The following is a 16,557-nucleotide window of genomic DNA, read 5'->3' as shown; positions in this document are numbered from 1 at the left end:
CATTCGGGCAACAATTCGCCCCGGATACGTCGAGTACTGGACCCTTCATGCGCCGCAGCCTTGCCTTCCTCCTGTCTTTCGCGCTGTGCCTGCCTGCCGTGAGCGCCCTGGCCCAGGCCGAGCTGCGCACCGAGGGCGACGTGGCCGGCGCCACCGGCCCCTACGACGCCGAAGTGCCGGTCAACAGCCAGAGCGAGGCCGACCGCAACGGCGCCCTGTCCCGCGCGCTCGGCGTGGTGCTGGGCAAGATCTCCGGCGACAAGGGCGTGATGTCGCGGCCCGGGGTGACCCAGGCGCTGCGCAACGCCAAGAATCTGGTCGACACCTTCGACTACCGCCAGGACCAGGGCACCTCGCCGAGCGGCGCGCCCACCTTCCGCACCATCCTGGTGGCGCGCTTCCGCCCGCAGGACGTGGACGGCCTGGCCGCGGCGCTGGGGCTGCCGGTGTGGCCGCAGCCGCGGCCCAAGCCGGTGGTGTGGCTGGCCATCGACGACGGCAGCGGCCCGCGCCTGGTGGGCGTGCAGCAGTCCAACGCCGCGCGCAGCCTGCTCGATCGCGCGATCGAGCGCGGCTTCCGCCTCGGCTTGCCCACCGGCAACGCCGCCGAGCAGGCCCTGGCCGGCGCGATCTGGCGCCAGGACACCGCCGCGGTGGCCAGCGCCTCGTCGCGCTACAGCCCGCCGATGCAGCTGATCGGCAAGCTGTACCGCGGCAAGGCCGGCGGCTGGACCGCGGACTGGACCTTCGTCGATGGCGGCAAGGTGCTGTCGACCTGGTCGGCCAGCGACGCCGATGCCCGCCGCGCCATGGCCAGCGGTGCCGACGGCGCCGCCGACGCCCTGGTCAAGCGCTACGCCAAGGCGGTCAGCGCCGGCCCGGCCGGCATCTACCGGGTGGTGATCACCGGCATCCGCAGTGCCGACGACTACCTGCGCGCCTCCGCCGCGCTGCAGAACGCCTCGGTGGTGCGGCGCATCGTGCCGATCCGCGCCGATGGCGATCGCCTGGAACTGGATCTGGACCTGCTCAGCGGCGTGTCCGGGCTGAACCGCATGCTCGGCCCGGACGCCGCGCTGCAGCCGGTGGTCGCGCCGGTCGAGGGTCCGGTGATCCTCAACAGCGAGCCGACGGAGTACCGCCTGAAATGACGTTGTCGCCCGAAGCCGAGATCGCGCTGTTCCTGCGCCGCCTGAAATGGACGGCGGTGATCGTCGGCGTGCTGTGGGTGGTATGGCTGCTGGCGCCGATCCTGACCCCGTTCGTGCTGGCGCTGCTGCTCGGCTGGCTCGGTGACCCGCTGGTGGACCGCCTGGAACGCGCCGGGCGCTCGCGCAACATGGCGGTGACCCTGGTGTTCGTGCTGATGGTGCTGCTGCTGGTGCTGGCGCTGGTGATCCTGGTGCCGATGCTGGAGCGGCAGATCGTCACCTTCATCGACGTGCTGCCGCAGGCGCGCGACTGGTTCATCGGCACCGCGATTCCGTGGGCCGAGCAGAAGACCGGGCTGGAACTGATGGCCTGGCTGGACCCAGAGCGGCTGATCGACTGGATCCGCGGGCACTGGCAGCAGGCCGGCGGCGTCGCCGCGACCTTCTTCGGCTACCTGTCGCGCTCGGGCTTTGCGATGGTGACCTGGGTGGTCAACCTGGTGCTGCTGCCGATCCTGACCTTCTACTTCCTGCGCGACTGGGACCTGCTGGTCGCGCGCGTCGCCGCCACCATCCCGCGCAACCACGTCGCCACGATCACCCGCCTGGCACTGCAGTCCAACGAGGTGCTGGGCGCGTTCATCCGTGGCCAGTTCCTGGTGATGCTCGCGCTGGGCGTGATCTACGCCGGCGGCCTGACCCTGGTCGGGCTCAAGCTCGGGCTGTTGATCGGCATCGTCGCCGGTCTGATCAGCTTCATTCCCTACCTGGGCGCGACCACCGGCATCCTGCTGGCGGTACTGGCCGCGCTGGTGCAGGCCAAGGGCTTCGACCTGCAGTTGCTGATCCTGGTCGGCGTGGTGTTCACCGTCGGCCAGTTGCTGGAGAGCTACGTGCTGACCCCGCGCATCGTCGGTGACAAGATCGGCCTGCACCCGGTGGCGGTGATCTTCGCGGTGATGGCCGGCGGCCAGCTGTTCGGCTTCCTCGGCATGCTGCTGGCGTTGCCGGTGGCGGCGGTGGCCAACGTGCTGCTGCACTACCTGCACGAGCAGTACCGGCAGAGCGATCTGTATGCGGGCGAGAAGTCGGCGATCCTGCTGGATACCGCCACCGAGCGCACCACCATCATCGAACTGCCGCCGCGCAGCCCCGACCAGCCGTGAGCGTGCCGCAACTGCCGCTGGCTTTGCGCTATCCGCCGGAACAGCGCCTGGACCGCTATCTGGGCGCGCCGGACGGGCTGCTGGCGCAGCTGCAGGCGGTCGCCGACGGCGCCGCCGACGACTGGGTGTACCTGTCCGGCCCTGCCGGCACCGGCAAGACCCACCTGGCCCTGGCGCTGTGCGCGGCCACCGAGCAGGCCGGGCGCAGCGCCGCCTACCTGCCGCTGCAGGCCGCCGCCGGCCGCCTGCGCGATGCATTGGAAGCATTGGAGGGTCGCGATCTGGTCGCCCTCGACGGCCTGGAAGCGATCGCCGGGCAGCGCGAGGACGAGGTGGCGCTGTTCGATTTCCACAACCGTGCGCGCAGCGCTGGGGTGACCCTGCTGTACACCGCGCAGGCCATGCCCGACGGCCTGGCGCTCAGCCTGCCGGACCTGCGCTCGCGGCTGTCGCAGTGCACCCGCATCGCGCTGGCGCCGCTGGACGACGCCGGCCGCGCCGCGGTGCTGCGCGAGCGCGCCCAGCGCCGCGGCCTTGTGCTGGAGGATGCGGCGATCGACTGGCTGCTGACGCACGCCGGACGCGACCTGGCCGGCCTGATCGGCCTGCTGGAACGCCTGGATCGCGAATCGCTGGCCGCGCAGCGGCGGGTGACGGTGCCGTTTTTGCGTAGGGTGGGAATCGGGAATGGGGAATCGGGAATGGGGAAAAGCTGAAGCGCGAGAACTCACGCGCTACGCAGAAGCCGGAATAGCAAAAAAGCAGCATGCAATCGATGCACCGGTTGCCGCAGCTGACAAAGATGTAGCGGGGCGGGATTTGAACCTGTGGCCTGTGGTGGGCGAGGACGTCTGCGGTGGTTGAGGTTGCCGAAGCTCGCGGGAAATCAGCTTTTCCCCATTCCCGATTCCCGTTTCCCCATTCCCAGCACCTCATCCAACTCCGCCAACCGCTGCGGCGTCCCCACGTCCGTCCAGCGTCCGTGGTGGCGCAGACCGTGGAGTCGCCCCTGTTCGGCCTGCGCGCGCAGCAGCGGCACTACCGAGAAGCGGGGCGGCACGCCCGGCGCGGTCGGCGCCGGGGCGGCGATGGTCTGCCAGTCGCGCAGCAGGGCAGGTCGGTACATGCCAATGCCGGCGTAGGTGAGCAGCGGTGCGCCGGCGTTGTGCACGTGCCCGTCGTCCTGCAGGACGAAATCGCCGTGCGCGGCATAGGCCGGCGGATCCACCAGCACCAGTTGCGCCAGGCCGGGCGGCTCGGGCGCGAGCCGGGCGAAATCGAAGTCGGTCCAGATGTCGCCGTTGACCAGCAGGAACGGCGCCTCGCCGAGCAGCGGCAGCGCGTGCAGCATGCCGCCACCGGTTTCCAGCGGCGTGGCGCCTTCGTAGGAATAGGCGATGCGCAGCCCGAACGCGCTGCCGTCGCCGAGCGTCTGCGGGAACTGTTCGGCCAGCCACGAGGTGTTGATCACCACCTCGCGCACGCCCAGCGCAGCGAGCTTGCGCAGGTGCCAGACGATCAGCGGCGTGCCGCCCACCGCCAGCAGCGGCTTGGGCGTATGCGCGGTCAGCGGCCGCATGCGCTCGCCGAGGCCGGCGGCGAAGATCAGCGCCTTCATGCGCCGGCCGCCGCGCGCTGCGCCAGGGCCGGCTTGATCCGCGTCTGCAGCAGCTGTGCCAGCGGCTGCAGGCTGGGGTGCCGCGGGAACGCCTCGTCGAGGTAGACGATGAAGCGCGGCACGTTGTCCAGGTACCAGGCCTTGCCGTCGCGGTAGTTCAACCGCGCGAAGATGCCCAGGTTCTTCAGATGGCGCTGGATGCCCATCCACTCGGCGTCGCGCAGGAACTGCGCCAGCGGCGGCACCGGAATGCCGGCCCGCAGCGCGCGTGCGTGATAGCCGGCCAGCCAGGCGTCCACCCGTGCCAGCGGCCAGCTGACCGTGGTGTCCTTGAACAGGCTGACCGGGTCGTAGGCCACCGGCCCGATCACGCAGTCCTGGAAATCCAGCACCGCCGGGCCATCGGCCACCGGCATCAGGTTGCGCGGCATGAAGTCGCGATGCACCAGCACCTGCGGCTGCGCCAGCGCGTTGTCCATGAGCTGGCGCTGCACGCCGTGCAGGGTTGCGCGCTCCTCGTCGTCCAGGCTGATCCCCAGATGGCGTTGCAGGAACCAGTCCTCGAACAGCCCGGCATCGCGCTGCAGCAGCGCCTCGCCGAACACGCCCATGCCCGGTGGCGGCGCGATCGCCTGCAGCCGCAGCAACTGGCCGAGCGCGGCATCGAAGTGCGCGTCCGCGGTGGTTGCGTCCAGGCGTTGCGCCAGAGTCGGTTGCCCCAGGTCTTCCAGCAGCAGGAAGCCGGCCTCCGCGTCCTGCGCCAGGATTTCCGGAACCCGCACGCCGCCGCCGTGCAGCAGGGCGTGCATGCGCAGCCACGGCCGCACGTCTTCCAGGTCCGGCGGCGAATCCATCACGATGCGGCTGACGCCGTGGCCGTGACTGCGCCAGTAGCTGCGCTGGCCGGCGTCCACCGAGGCGCGCTCCAGCGTCGCCTGTGCATCGCCCAGCGCCGTGCGCGCCCAGGCCAGGCGGTGTGCGGCGCGTGCCGCAAGGACATCGGGAACGGTCGGACTGGCGCTCATCGGCAGGTTGCGGCGGAAACGAGCCGCACAGCGTAAACGGGCGCCGCCGCCGTGGCGAGCGGCGCGCCGCGCCTCAGCGCTTGCTGGAGAACAGCCGCAACAAGGCGAGCAGGGCGATGGCGCCGAGCAGCGCACCCAGGAAGCCCGCCGGCTCGCCGCGGCTGTACCAACCCATGTAGTGGCCGAACCAGCCGGCCAGCAATGCACCGGCGATGCCCAGCAACACGGTGAACAGGCAGCCGGAGCGCCCGCTGCTGGGGCCGAGGAAACGCGCCAGCAGGCCGACCACGAAGCCCACCAGGATGATGTAGAGCCAGCTGTCGCTGCCGAACAGAGTGTGCATGGGAAGCGTTCCGGAAGCGGAAGGGAATCAGCGTCGGATCGTGCCAGATCGACGGTGATGGCGTCGATGCTTGCGTGAGCGGCGCAGGCGGCACGCCCGTGGAGGGCGGCCGCCCGCGCTGCGCGGATGACACTATCGGAAAGGCGCCGCGTCGGAGCCGACGCCTCTCCCCCCGCAAACAGGGGACGGATCAGTCACTAAGGAAACCGGCTTCGCCAATCCCGAATCCCGAATCCCCCATCCCGGCTCCATCAACAACAGCCGTGCCCGCCATGCTGCTCGCCGCCGGCCACCGCCGCGCTGCCGGTGGTCTCGCCGCGGAGGCTGGCGGCATGGTGGGCGGCGATCACCCGCGACACGCACGCGGTGACCCGCTTGCCCATCGGGATGTGCAGGAACTCGTTGGGGCCATGCGCGTTGGAATGCGGGCCGAGCACGCCGGTGATCATGAACTGCGCGCCGGGGAACTTTTCGCCGAGCATGCCCATGAACGGGATCGAGCCGCCTTCGCCCATGTACATCGCCGGCTTGCCGAACGCCGCCTGCGAGGCCGCTTCGATCGCGTCGGTCAGCCACGGCGATTGCGCCGGCGCGTTCCAGCCGGAGGAGGATTTCTCCAGCGCCAGCGACACCTCGGCGCCGTACGGCGGGTCGCGCAGCAGCACCTCCTTCAGCAGTTCGCCGGCACGCTTGCCGTCCAGCGTCGGCGGCAGGCGCAGCGACAGCTTCACCGCGGTCTCCGGGCGCAGCACGTTGCCGGCCGAGGCCAGCGGCGGCAGGCCGTCGGCACCGGTCACCGACAGCGCCGGGCGCCAGGTGCGGTTGAGCACCAGCTCGGACAGGTCCTCGTGCATCGGACGCATGCCGGGCAGGAACGGGAACTTGCTGTAGACCTCGTCGCCCAGCACCTCGGCGACCTTGCGCGCCTGCGCCAGCCGCTCCTCGGGGATGTCGGCGTACAGGCCGTCGACCTTGATCTTGCCGGTGGCCTCGTCCTCCAGCCGCGACAGCAGGTCGCGCAGCACGCGGAAGCTCGACGGCACCACGCCGGAGGCATCGCCCGAGTGCACGCCTTCGCTGAGCACCTTGACGCTGAAGTTGCCGCCGGCCAGGCCGCGCAACGAGGTCGTGCACCACAGTTGCTCGTAGTTGCCGCAGCCCGAATCCAGGCACACCACCAGCGAGGGCTTGCCGATCCGCGCCGCCAGGTGGTCGACGTAGGCGGGCAGGTCGTAGCTGCCCGATTCCTCGCAGGCCTCGATCAGCACCACGCAGCGCGCATGCGGGATGCCCTGATCCTGCAGCGCCTGGATCGCCGCCAGCGAACCGAACAGGGCATAGCCGTCGTCGGCGCCGCCGCGACCGTACAGGCGGTCGCCCTTGAGCACCGGCGTCCACGGGCCCAGGTCGGCGTCCCAGCCGGTCATTTCCGGCTGCTTGTCCAGGTGCCCATACAGCAGCACGGTGTCCTCGCCGGTGGCGTCGCTGCTGGCCGGGACTTCCAGGTAGATCAACGGGGTGCGGCCTTCCAGTTGCACCACCTCCACCTGCAGGCCGGGGATCGCCTGCGCCCGCGCCCAGCGCTCCATCAGCGCCACCGCATCGGCCATATAGCCGTGCGCGACCCAATCGGCGTCGAACATCGGCGATTTGTTGGGGATGCGGATGTAATCGACCAGTTGCGGGACGATGTCGTCATCCCACTTTTCGCTCAGGAAACGGTCGATCTTGGCACTGTCCATGAAAAAGCTCCGAAGTGATTGCACACGTGTGCAGCCATTCTACGCCCGGGTGCCCGTGTAGGGTTTTTCCTACACGGCGACGCGCCGTTTACCTGCTGTTTGTGACGCGCTCCGACGATAGGCTGTACCCATGTGGCGAGCGATGCTGACCACGCCGGCAGGAAAGGCCGGCGAAGTCCCCATCCAAGTCACAAGGAGCGTTGCCATGCAGTCTTTTATCGTGGTCCTGAAGTCGCTGGTCGTTGCCCTGATGCTGTCCGGTTCCGCGCTCGCCGCGGACAAGGTCAACATCAACTCCGCTGGAGCGGAGGAAATCGACCAGGTGTTGGTGAACGTGGGAGCCGCCAAGGCTCAGGCGATCGTCGACTACCGACAGGCGCACGGACCTTTCAAGAGCGCCGAGGAACTGGCACTGGTGAAGGGCATCGGGCTCAAGACGGTCGAGCGGAACCGCGACCGGATCGATGTGGGCGCCACGAAGGCACCCGCGCCGACAGCCGCCAAGCAGGCAGCTGCCAAGCCGGTGGAAAGGCGTTAAAGGGATTTGCAACGAAAGGATAGGGCCGGCGCTGGATGCGCGGCCGCAGCCTCACTGAGCAGGACGCGAAGGGGGAAGGCAGGAAGCCGACAAGGAGGTACATCGTCGCCCGGCGTTGCACAGTGACGTGCAGCCGGGCGATGTTTTTTTGGGGCCAGGGCGCGTCTTGCGTTGCCCCCGCGTCCCCGTGGGCGGGCCGGGGAACCGGCGCCATCGCCGCGATCGTGCAGAATGTGCGGATGGATGGGTGCACGCTGTCTGCGCGGGTCATTCCCGCCAACGAGTATCGCCGCGAACGCTGGCGCAACGGCCTGGGCTGGACCCGGGAGATCCTGCGACTGCCGGCGGTCGGCGACGACTGGCTGCTGCGCCTGTCCATCGCCGAGATCGAGCAGGACGCCGCCTTTTCACCGTTTCCCGGGATCGACCGCGAACTGGTCCTGCTGCGCGGCAACGGCGTACGCCTGCGCTTCGACGACGGCGAGGAGCAGGTGCTGCAGGACCCGTGCGCGCGCCTGCGCTTCGCCGGCGAGCGGCCGCTGCGCGGCGAGTTGCTGGATGGGCCGACCCACGATTTCAACCTCATGTGGCGACGCGACCGGCTGCGCACGCAACTGCTGCACCGGCCGCTGGTCGGGCCGATGCTGTTCTTCGCCGAACCCGGTGTCGCCTGGGCCGTTCATCTTCTGGCAGGGCAAGCGCAGTTCGATGCGGCCAGCGGACTGCCGCCATTGGCGGCCGGCGACAGTGCCTGGTTGGCCGCCGATGCCAGGCGCCGCTTCGCTTTGAGCGGGGGCGGGGAGTTGCTGGCGATGCGCATCGAGGCCTTGGCGACCCCCGCCGACTGAGCCTGCGACGCCGTGCGCGCGGGTCTTGCGGCGTCGGCGCCGACCGCGTCCAATGCGCGGACGCGGCCACCCGGGCCGAACAGCGGAAGCCGACAGGTGGTCTCGGATAACAGGTGGATGGCGAAAATTCTGGTGGCGGACGCGGACGCGGCCTTGCGCGACCGGATCCGCGGTTACCTGGCCTGTTTCAACCTGCAGACCCACGACGCCGACAGTGCGCCGCAGCTGCAGGCGCAACTGGCGGCCGGGCATTACGACGCCGTGGTACTCGATGCCGGCCTCGACGGCGCCGAGGGCCTGCGCCTGTGCCGGCATCTGCGCGACCGCGGCGACATCGCCATCGTGATGATGGCCGATCGCGCCGAGCCGGTGGATCGGGTGATCGGGCTGGATCTGGGCGCCGACGACTTCCTGGTGCGGCCGCCCGACCTGCGCGAACTGGTGGCGCGGCTCAATGCGGTGTTGCGCCGGGTCCGTGCCACGCAGCCGCCGCCGGCGGCGCATGGCGGCTGGCAGGTCGATGCGGCGCGTCACCAGGCGGTGGCGCCGGACGGGCGGACGATTCCGCTGTCGCCCGGCGAACTGCGATTGATGGCGGTCTTCCTCGAGCAGCCCGGCGAGGTGCTCACGCGCGAGACGCTGCGCACCGCACTGGGCGATGGCGAGGCCAGCGCCGCGGCGGGCAGCCGCGGCATCGATCTGCAGGTCTCGCGGCTGCGCCAGAAGCTCGGCGACGACCCGCTGGTGCCGCAATGGATCCGCACCGTGCGCGGCAAGGGGTATCTGTTCGAGCCGCATCAGGTGGGGGCGCCCGCCGTCCGCTGAGCGGGGCCGGCCTGGCCGCGTGCCCACAGCGGCGTGCCGGTCTTGCCGGACCTGCGTTTTCCGCCCCGCAGCGTTGCTGCCTCACCGGCGGCCGGCGTCGTCTGGCCCGGGCATGCGCCGGTGCGCGGGTGCCGCGCGACATCAGCCGCTGGCACGCTCCCCCTGCACGCTAGATGTGAATTCAGCGTGTGTTTCAGTTCTGATACAAAGCCGATATCTTGCTGACAACCCATGCCTCGACACTGCTGGCGTCGGGTTGACCCGTCGGAGCAGCCATGACCGCAGCGATCGCTGCATTCCACGACTGCACTTCATGACACTAGGGGGTTCGCATGATCAGCAGCATCAGCAGTGGCAGTTCGGCCTATGCTGCCAGCCGCTTCAGTACGGCCAGCAGTGCGTCCGCGCAAACGACGCAAACCGCGGAGCAGAATCCGCTGCAGAAGTTGTTCAAGAGCATCGACAGCGACAACGACGGCAGCCTCAGCAGTTCCGAGTTGAGCGCGGCGCTGAAGTCCAGCGAGAGCGACAGCAGTTCCAGCATCGACATCGATGGCCTGATGAGCATGCTGGATCAGGACGGTGGCGGTACCGTCAGCGAGAGCGAGTTCTCCCAGGCCCTGGCGCCGCCGCCGCCGCCGCAGGGCGGTGCAGACAAGGACGCCAAGTCGATCCTGAGCAGCCTGGATACCGATGGCGACGGCGTCATCAGCAGCAAGGAGTTGAGCGCCGCCGCCAATGGCAGCGACAGCAGCGACCTGTTCGCCAAGCTCGACAGCGACAAGGACGGCGGCATCAGCCTGCAGGAACTGAAGAGCGGCATGCGCCCGATGGGGCCGCCGCCGCCGCGGGGTGGCGAGGGCGGTGCCAGCGCCAGTGCCACTGCCAGTACCAGCGGTGCCAATAGCAGTGCCGCCAGCAGTTCGAGTTCCAGTTCTGCCAGCAGTTCCGATTCCAGCTCGGCCTCCAGTACCAGCAGCGCGCAGGATGCCTACGCATTGCTGCTCAAGTTGGCGTCGGACCAGTATCGCAGCTACGGCAGCAACGCCAGCGCGTCGACCTCGTTCTCGGTCGCCGCGTAACCGCGACGGTCCGCCTTCGCGGCGGACCGTGGCCATCGGCGCGCGATGCGCGCCTCCCGCGCGGCGCGAGGCGGGAGTCGCTGTCGAGCCTCCCGCTACACCCGCATCCGGCCGGCACGCGACGGCCCGACACGGTGCGCCGCCTGCGCTGTACCCGATGTCGCGCGATCACGCCTTCGAGCATCGCGCGGTGGAGGCGGGGTGCGATCGATGCGGTCGCGATGACACTGCAGACATTGGTGGCAGAAAACGGCGGCAGGCAGCGGCTGTCTGCGCACTCGTGCCGAAGCGCGGCCACCGCACCGGCGCACGCTCATGCGTCGAGCAACGTGGCGAAGGCGCTGCTGAGCCGTTCCTGCACGCCGTCGGCGTGGCGCAGCAGGAAGCGCACCGCCAGCCCCTCGCGCTCGGCGCAGGCCAGGCCGGCCTCGACCCCAAGCACGCCCAATGCCGTGGCCCAGGCATCGGCGCGCATCGTATCGGCAGCCGCCACCGTGACCGCGGCCAGCGTCGCGGCGATCGGGCGGCCGCTGCGCGGGTCCAGCAGGTGTCCGTAGCGCCGGCCGTCCTGCTCGAAGTGGTGCCAGCGATCGCCGGACGTGGCCACCGCCAGGCCGTCGACCGCGAGTGCGCGTGGCGCCACGTCGCCACGTCGTTCCTCTGCAGGCGCAGCCTCGATCAGCACGCGCCACGCCTGTCCATCCGGCTTGCGACCGAAGCCGTAGAGGTCCCCGCCGACCTCGACCAATGCGCTCTCCACGCCATGCGCACGCAGTGCCGCCGCCGCCAGGTCGACACCGTAGCCCTTGGCGATCGCCGACAGATCCAACTGCAGCCCACCCGGCTGTTGCCAGCGGCCAGCGCCGTCGACGTGCAGCCGGCGCCAGTCGCCGGCGGCGCGGGCCTGTTGCAGTGCCGCGACGCCGGGCACCCTTCGATCGCCGGCCTCGGCGCCGAACCCCCACAGGCCGACCACGGCGCCGATGGTGGGGTCGAAGGCGCCGTCGCTGCGCTGCGCCACCTCCAGCGCGCAGCGCAGCACCGTGTCCAGCGCGGCCGGCAAGGCGTGCCAGCTGTCGGCGTCGGCACGGTTGTAGCGGACGAGATCAGACTGCGCGTCCCAGGTGCTCATCTGCGCGACGACCAGATCGAGCCGGGCCTGGATCGCGTCGCGCAGCATCGGCAGGTCATGCGCGCGCGGTGCGACCAGTCTGGCGCTCCAGTGCGTGCCCATGCTGCGGCCGTGCAGGGTGGCGATGCCGGCACTGGTGTGGGAGGCGGCGGTCATGCATCGACCACGGGCTGCGCTGCATTGTCGGGACGTCGGCACCCGGCGCTGCGCGCGCGCACGCTGGCGCTGCGGGTCGCGTCCGCGTCGCCGCGCACGCTCAGGTCTCCGACCAGTCGCGCAGCAGGTTGTGGTAGACGTTGGTCAGGCGCAGCAGCGCCGCCGCGTTCGCGCCGCTGGCGGTCAGCGCCTGGATCGCGGTGTCCAGGTCGAACAGCGTCTGCCGGCGGCCGGCGTCGCGCACCAGGCTCTGCACCCAGAAGAACGAAGCCAGCCGCGCGCCACGGGTCACCGGCGCCACCCGGTGCAGGCTGCTGGACGGGTACAGGATCAGGTCGCCGGCGGGCAGCTTGACCTCGTGCTCGCCGTAGGTGTCGTGGATCAGCAGTTCGCCGCCGTCGTACTCCTCCGGCGCACTGAGGAACAGCGTGCAGGACAGGTCGCTGCGCACGGTCAGCGCCGGCTGCGCGGCGGTGGCGGCCTGGGTCATCACCGCGCCATCGACGTGCAGGCCGTAGCTGCCGCCGCCGGCATAGCGATTGAAGCGCGGCGGGATGGTGCGCAACGGCAGCGCCGCGGCGAAGTACAGCGGGCTGCGCGCCAGCGCGCTCAGTACCGCCTGGCCGAGTTCCTGCTTCAGCGGCGAGGCATCGGCCAGTTGCAGGTTGCGCTTGACCTGCGCACCCTGCGCGCCGACGGTTTCGCGGCCGTCCACCCAGTCGGCACTCTCCAGTGCCTGGCGGAACCGTGCGACCTCATCGGCGCTGAGGATGTCGGGAATATGCAGCAGCATGCGGCGCTCCGGCGGTGGACGCCCAGGATAGGGCGTCCACCGCGCATTGGCAGGCGCGGTCGGTCAGAACCGGACCTCGGCGGTCAGCAGCACCGAGCGCGGCGCGCCGGGGGTGTAGCGGAAGCCGCTCTTGTTGATCGCGGCAACGTAGTCCTTGTCGAACAGGTTGTAGGCGTTGAGGCGCAGCGCCACGTGGTCGTTGACCGGGTAGCTCAGCACCGCGTCCCACACCGTGTACGACTTCACGAACGCCGGCGTGCCGACCGCGCCGTCGCGCCCGCGCTTCATCTCGCCCGAGTAGCGCACGCCACCGCCGACGGTCAGTCCGAACGGCAAGGTGTAGGTGGTCCAGGCGGTGAATGCGCTGTCTGGGGTATAGGCCAGGTCCTGGCTGCCGTCCTGCGAGACCGTCGTGCCTTGCCGCACCCGCGCATCCAGCTTGGTGTAGCCGCTGGACACGGACCAACGCTCGGTCAGCTTGCCCACCGCCGACAGTTCGACGCCTTGCACGCGCTTTGCGCCACTCTGGTAGTACAGCCCGTCGCTGCCCTGCACGATCTCGTTGTTCACGTCGGTGCGGAACAGCGCCAGCGTCGCGAACAGCGCATCGTCGAGGAAATTCCATTTCGTGCCGACCTCGGCGGTCTTGGCCTTCTGCGGATCGAAGCGCGGATTGTTGGCGTTGTTCGCCGAGGCGCTCAGTTCCAGCGTGCTGCCGCCAGGCGGCTGCTGCGAGGTGGCGAAGTTCGCGTACACGCTCACGTCCTCGTTGGCCTTGTAGACCGCGCCGAGTTTCCAGCTGAACAGCGTGTCGGCGATGTCAGTGTCCAGGCCGACCACGGTGGTGCAGGGCGCGGCGGTGGAGGTGGCGGAACTGCACACCAGGCTGTCGAAGTCGGTCTTGTAGCGGTCCGCGCGCACCCCGGCGGTGACCAGGAAGCTCTCGCCGAACTTCAGCGTGTCGAAGGCATAGGCCGAGTAGGTGGTGGTGGTGCCGTGGCTGCGCGCGCCGTTGCGTGCGGTGCGCAGCGGCGTGGTGTTCCAGTCCGGCGCATACAGGTTGGCCGGATTGGCCGCCAGCCAGGCCGCACGGTCGACGAGGTTGTGCCCCCAACTGCGCAGTTCCTCGCGCGAGGCTTCCACGCCGGTGCTCAGGTTGTGCCGTACCGCACCGGTGGCGAAGTCCACGCGCAGGTTCAACTGGTCGGCGAGCAGGGTGTATTGCTGGTCCTTGAAGGTCGGCAGGCTGCGCGCCACCGTCCAGGTTGCCGGATCGGCCGGATTCGGCGTGCGCAGGTTGGCGGCGTTGGGCATGAACGCGAACAGCAGGTAATCCTGTTCGTTGCGGCCCCAGCGCGCGGTGTTGGTCAGCTTGACCGTGTCGGAGACGTCGTGCTCGATGCGGAAGGTCGCCATCTTCGCGGTCACGTCGTCGTGGTCGGCGCGGGTGCCGTAGAAGCTGCTGCGGTCCACGCGCGCCGCGCTGCCGAGCCACGGCCGTGTGGGATCGGGCGAACTGTAGCCGGGCAGGCCGATGGTCGGCACGCCGCCATCAGGTACGTTGTCCTGCTTCACGTACAGCAGGTCGAGCAGGTAGCGCGTGTCGGTACCCAGGCCGAACGCCAGCGACGAGGCCAGGCCCCAGCGCTTGTTGGCGACATGGTCGCGGCCGATGGCGTCGCTGTCCTGGCCCATCACGTTGACCCGCAGCGCGCTGCTGGCGCCCAGCGCCTGGTTCCAGTCCGCGGTCGCGCGGCGCTGGCCATGGTCGCCGCCGGACAGCGTGGCGCTGCTGGCGTTGTCCAGGTGCGCCTGCTTGCTCACCAGGTTGATCGCGCCGGTCGGCGCACTGCGGCCGTTGTCGGTGCCGGCCGGACCCTTCTCGACTTCGATCTGCTCGATGTTGAACACGTCGCGCGAGATCGAACCGAGGTCGCGCAGCCCGTCGACGAAGATGCTGCTGGAGCTGTCGAAACCGCGCATGTAGATCGCATCGCCGGTGCTGGTGTTGCCGTTCTCGCCGACGTAGAACGTGCCCACGCCCGGGCTGTTGCGCAGCGCTTCGGTGAGGGTGGTGGCGCCCTGTTCGTTGAACAGGTCCTTGCCGATGATGTTGAGGGTCTGCGGGGTGTCGATCAGCGGCTGGGTGAACTTCGGCGAGTCCGGCACTTCCACCAGGTAGCGCTTGGCGCGCTGCGCCTGCACGTCGACCTTGTCCAGGGTGGTGGGCTGGTCGCCGGTCTCCGCATGCGCGGGGGAGAGCAGACTCAGCCCGCCGAGCAGCACGGCGGTGGTGAGGGTCGGTGCGGCGGCCTGACGGGTCACGGTGTGTTTGCGGCGCTTGATCGGAGAGGTCATGGGCGGTTCGGTTGCAGGATGGATGACGCCCCGGCCGCGGACACCGGCCGTTCCTCACTAGGAGCGGGCGCGGCGCCAGGGTCGGGCGGCAGTGCGAAAGGGTGTCTGCCGCGGGTGCGATGCGGACAGTGTGTTCATTTTCCATGCAAATGCGAATTGTTTGCAATATCTTTGTCGTTTTGCGCCGACGATTTCACTGCCGCATGGTCGTTGGCACTTGAGCAGGTGTCCGCTGCCCGGTCGGTTGGACGTGCCCGGTTCGGGTTCGGTCGGCGGATGGAGTGCTGCCCGGAAGGGCGAGGCCGGACAACGTGTCCGTGGCTATGTTCGCCCTACGCTCGACAGCGGGGCGGGGCCAAGGTGCGAACGCCGCAGGATGGCGCGTCGCTACGAGGGATGGCCGGCGACACCGCCGGCGTCAGAGTACGCAGGCGTGTCGTGGAGAAATGCGTGCCGGCGACGCGCGGTGATGGGAAGATGCCGGCATGACGCAGCCTCGGGATGCGCTATCGGGTCGATCACCTCGACCCGAGCGCGGTCTCAAGGCGAAAACGCGCTAGTCGAGTTTTCCCTCGGACCAGCAGATCTCCCAGGTGTTCGGGTCGCCGGATCCGCTGCACCCATAGCGAATGGAAATCGTGGGCAGGATTCCGTCCAGGCTGCCGTAAATGTTGGTCAAAAAGCCGGGTTCGACTTCCACCGGCTTGATGTGCGCGCTGTCCAGCACCTTGGTCCAGGTGCCGGTAAACGCGTCCTCGCCTTCCGCGCGATACACGCAGACGCCTTTTGCCGTACCCCACTCGGGATAGGCGGGGCCATAGCTGGAGTCCAGATGCGCCTCGCAGACGCTGGCCATGTAGTAAAAATAGTGCCCGTTGTAGGATCCTGGCGCAAAGCCGAGCGCGGGCTTGGCATGCGATATGCCGCTTTGCCCGTTCAAGGTGAGGCCTTTCTGGCTGAGCTTTCGCTTCTCGCCGAAGTTGATGGCGTCCGGCGATTCCCGGTAGAAATAAGTGATGTCGCCGTTGCCATCCACATAGGTGTAGATGGTTCTGATGCCGGCTGCGCCGTCCGCGCTCCAGGCAACGGATTGTCCTGTGCCATAGGTGCCAGGGTCGCCGTCATGGATCACGGGCGCGTCGTGCTTCTTCCAGTTGATGCCATCGTTGGAAAACGCCACGGCGATGCGATTGTCGATGCCGTTGCTGCCAGGCCGCTCCGTGGTGTAGTACATCACGTAGGTGTAGTCCTGGCCTTGGTAATTCCACCGTCCACGGGTCACTGTGGGGTCGCAGGTGTGGACGCCTTCCCAGGTAAGCGGGCGAGCGCCGCGCAAGAACTGATTGGCTTGAAGGACAATCACGGGAGCGCTCCAACTGCCCGTTCCCGTGCGCTCGCGGTATTTGACGACGTCATGGCCATTCAGATGGCCGCACCACCACACTTTCTCTTTTCCATCCAGATCGATGAGCGAGCTGGGGGAGTAGTCCCATCCGGGCTGGTCGAATAGCAGTTCGCCTTCGGAAAAGGCAGCGGCGTGCGCCGAGGGATGAGCGGCTGCGAAGAGCAGGCCCATGGAAAGAAGAAGAGGGGTGCGCATTCGCTGGACCGTGCCTGAAGACGAATCAGTATAGGTGATTCGGCGCAAGCGAAGGCTGGCGAACCCACCAATGCGGTACGCGGATGTCTTGCGATTGTCACAGTTCGCGAACGCCCTCAATACAAGCGCATGGCGGTCGCGCATGCGCTTGTATTGGGGGGCGAGCGAATCGCCTCCCCG

General features: G+C 69.0%; 15 protein-coding genes. 7 read left to right on the top strand and 8 right to left on the bottom strand.

Annotation, left to right across the window (positions count from 1 at the left end; genetic code table 11):
* Nucleotides 1-47: 47 nt before the first annotated feature.
* From RAB71_RS14555 to hda, 3 genes are read left to right on the top strand one after another with little or no spacing between them, the layout of a single operon-like run.
* Nucleotides 48-1,151, top strand: coding sequence for a DUF2066 domain-containing protein (locus tag RAB71_RS14555; protein WP_010344088.1), 1,104 nt, complete (start codon nucleotides 48-50; stop codon nucleotides 1,149-1,151).
* Nucleotides 1,148-2,317, top strand: a complete 1,170-nt coding sequence (locus RAB71_RS14550) for an AI-2E family transporter (RefSeq protein WP_010344087.1) — start codon at nucleotides 1,148-1,150, stop codon at nucleotides 2,315-2,317. Before RAB71_RS14555 ends, RAB71_RS14550 begins: the two co-directional genes overlap by 4 nt.
* A complete protein-coding gene (gene hda, locus RAB71_RS14545) occupies nucleotides 2,314-3,033 on the top strand; it encodes a DnaA regulatory inactivator Hda (RefSeq protein WP_010344086.1) in 720 nt (239 codons plus the stop codon). Before RAB71_RS14550 ends, hda begins: the two co-directional genes overlap by 4 nt.
* 170 nt (nucleotides 3,034-3,203) lie before the next feature.
* On the opposite strand, the gene murU is transcribed toward hda, so the two are convergent.
* From murU to RAB71_RS14525, 4 genes are all read right to left on the bottom strand, one after another.
* The gene (gene murU / locus RAB71_RS14540) at nucleotides 3,204-3,935 is read right to left on the bottom strand and encodes an N-acetylmuramate alpha-1-phosphate uridylyltransferase MurU (protein WP_010344085.1); all 732 of its coding nucleotides are present in this window, start codon (nucleotides 3,933-3,935) and stop codon (nucleotides 3,204-3,206) included.
* Nucleotides 3,932-4,960 carry an aminoglycoside phosphotransferase family protein gene (locus RAB71_RS14535; RefSeq protein WP_010344084.1) on the bottom strand — a complete coding sequence of 343 codons (1,029 nt, stop codon included), beginning with the start codon at nucleotides 4,958-4,960 and terminating at the stop codon, nucleotides 3,932-3,934. The genes murU and RAB71_RS14535 overlap by 4 nt, the downstream gene beginning before the upstream one ends.
* Before the next feature lie 73 nt (nucleotides 4,961-5,033).
* The gene (locus RAB71_RS14530) at nucleotides 5,034-5,303 is read right to left on the bottom strand and encodes a GlsB/YeaQ/YmgE family stress response membrane protein (protein ID WP_010344083.1); all 270 of its coding nucleotides are present in this window, start codon (nucleotides 5,301-5,303) and stop codon (nucleotides 5,034-5,036) included.
* A 251-nt stretch (nucleotides 5,304-5,554) separates the two neighbouring features.
* Complete coding sequence (locus tag RAB71_RS14525) at nucleotides 5,555-7,045, bottom strand: M20 family metallopeptidase (RefSeq protein ID WP_010344082.1); 1,491 nt, start codon at nucleotides 7,043-7,045, stop codon at nucleotides 5,555-5,557.
* A gap of 205 nt (nucleotides 7,046-7,250) precedes the next feature.
* Here RAB71_RS14525 and RAB71_RS14520 point away from each other — a divergent pair, with 205 nt between their 5' ends.
* The 4 genes from RAB71_RS14520 (at nucleotide 7,251) to RAB71_RS14505 (ending at nucleotide 10,338) form a co-directional block, all read left to right on the top strand.
* Nucleotides 7,251-7,583 (top strand): ComEA family DNA-binding protein, encoded by a 333-nt coding sequence (locus RAB71_RS14520; RefSeq protein WP_010344081.1) that lies wholly within the window; start codon nucleotides 7,251-7,253, stop codon nucleotides 7,581-7,583.
* A gap of 239 nt (nucleotides 7,584-7,822) precedes the next feature.
* Nucleotides 7,823-8,431 carry a HutD family protein gene (locus RAB71_RS14515; protein WP_010344080.1) on the top strand — a complete coding sequence of 203 codons (609 nt, stop codon included), beginning with the start codon at nucleotides 7,823-7,825 and terminating at the stop codon, nucleotides 8,429-8,431.
* A gap of 117 nt (nucleotides 8,432-8,548) precedes the next feature.
* Nucleotides 8,549-9,256, top strand: coding sequence for a response regulator transcription factor (locus RAB71_RS14510; RefSeq protein WP_010344079.1), 708 nt, complete (start codon nucleotides 8,549-8,551; stop codon nucleotides 9,254-9,256).
* A 332-nt stretch (nucleotides 9,257-9,588) separates the two neighbouring features.
* Nucleotides 9,589-10,338, top strand: coding sequence for an EF-hand domain-containing protein (locus tag RAB71_RS14505; RefSeq protein WP_010344078.1), 750 nt, complete (start codon nucleotides 9,589-9,591; stop codon nucleotides 10,336-10,338).
* A gap of 313 nt (nucleotides 10,339-10,651) precedes the next feature.
* Here RAB71_RS14505 and RAB71_RS14500 read toward each other — a convergent pair whose 3' ends face one another.
* The 4 genes from RAB71_RS14500 to RAB71_RS14485 form a co-directional block, all read right to left on the bottom strand.
* Nucleotides 10,652-11,572, bottom strand: coding sequence for an FAD:protein FMN transferase (locus tag RAB71_RS14500; protein WP_040902266.1), 921 nt, complete (start codon nucleotides 11,570-11,572; stop codon nucleotides 10,652-10,654).
* 154 nt (nucleotides 11,573-11,726) lie between these two features.
* A complete protein-coding gene (locus tag RAB71_RS14495) occupies nucleotides 11,727-12,419 on the bottom strand; it encodes a Fe2+-dependent dioxygenase (RefSeq protein ID WP_010344076.1) in 693 nt (230 codons plus the stop codon).
* Between the two features lie 63 nt (nucleotides 12,420-12,482).
* The gene (locus RAB71_RS14490) at nucleotides 12,483-14,777 is read right to left on the bottom strand and encodes a catecholate siderophore receptor Fiu (protein ID WP_010344075.1); all 2,295 of its coding nucleotides are present in this window, start codon (nucleotides 14,775-14,777) and stop codon (nucleotides 12,483-12,485) included.
* A gap of 556 nt (nucleotides 14,778-15,333) precedes the next feature.
* Nucleotides 15,334-16,521: a hypothetical protein gene (locus tag RAB71_RS14485; RefSeq protein ID WP_234006584.1), complete on the bottom strand. Its 1,188-nt coding sequence runs from the start codon at nucleotides 16,519-16,521 to the stop codon at nucleotides 15,334-15,336.
* Nucleotides 16,522-16,557 lie beyond the last annotated feature (36 nt).

Source organism: Xanthomonas sacchari, assembly GCF_040529065.1.
Classification (GTDB): Bacteria; Pseudomonadota; Gammaproteobacteria; order Xanthomonadales; family Xanthomonadaceae; genus Xanthomonas_A; species Xanthomonas_A sacchari.
Note: the sequence above shows the minus strand (reverse complement) of the source record. Positions and strands in the feature narration are given on the sequence as shown.

Excerpts from the sequence above, each read along its gene's own strand:
- RAB71_RS14555 (WP_010344088.1), top strand. The coding sequence starts at position 48 with ATGCGCCGCAGCCTTGCCTTCCTCCTGTCTTTCGCGCTGTGCCTGCCT.
- RAB71_RS14550 (WP_010344087.1), top strand. The coding sequence starts at position 1,148 with ATGACGTTGTCGCCCGAAGCCGAGATCGCGCTGTTCCTGCGCCGCCTG.
- murU (WP_010344085.1), bottom strand. The coding sequence starts at position 3,935 with ATGAAGGCGCTGATCTTCGCCGCCGGCCTCGGCGAGCGCATGCGGCCG.
- RAB71_RS14535 (WP_010344084.1), bottom strand. The coding sequence starts at position 4,960 with ATGAGCGCCAGTCCGACCGTTCCCGATGTCCTTGCGGCACGCGCCGCA.
- RAB71_RS14530 (WP_010344083.1), bottom strand. The coding sequence starts at position 5,303 with ATGCACACTCTGTTCGGCAGCGACAGCTGGCTCTACATCATCCTGGTG.
- RAB71_RS14525 (WP_010344082.1), bottom strand. The coding sequence starts at position 7,045 with ATGGACAGTGCCAAGATCGACCGTTTCCTGAGCGAAAAGTGGGATGAC.
- RAB71_RS14520 (WP_010344081.1), top strand. The coding sequence starts at position 7,251 with ATGCAGTCTTTTATCGTGGTCCTGAAGTCGCTGGTCGTTGCCCTGATG.
- RAB71_RS14515 (WP_010344080.1), top strand. The coding sequence starts at position 7,823 with ATGGATGGGTGCACGCTGTCTGCGCGGGTCATTCCCGCCAACGAGTAT.
- RAB71_RS14510 (WP_010344079.1), top strand. The coding sequence starts at position 8,549 with ATGGCGAAAATTCTGGTGGCGGACGCGGACGCGGCCTTGCGCGACCGG.
- RAB71_RS14505 (WP_010344078.1), top strand. The coding sequence starts at position 9,589 with ATGATCAGCAGCATCAGCAGTGGCAGTTCGGCCTATGCTGCCAGCCGC.
- RAB71_RS14500 (WP_040902266.1), bottom strand. The coding sequence starts at position 11,572 with ATGGGCACGCACTGGAGCGCCAGACTGGTCGCACCGCGCGCGCATGAC.
- RAB71_RS14495 (WP_010344076.1), bottom strand. The coding sequence starts at position 12,419 with ATGCTGCTGCATATTCCCGACATCCTCAGCGCCGATGAGGTCGCACGG.
- RAB71_RS14490 (WP_010344075.1), bottom strand. The coding sequence starts at position 14,777 with ATGACCTCTCCGATCAAGCGCCGCAAACACACCGTGACCCGTCAGGCC.
- RAB71_RS14485 (WP_234006584.1), bottom strand. The coding sequence starts at position 16,521 with ATGCGCGACCGCCATGCGCTTGTATTGAGGGCGTTCGCGAACTGTGAC.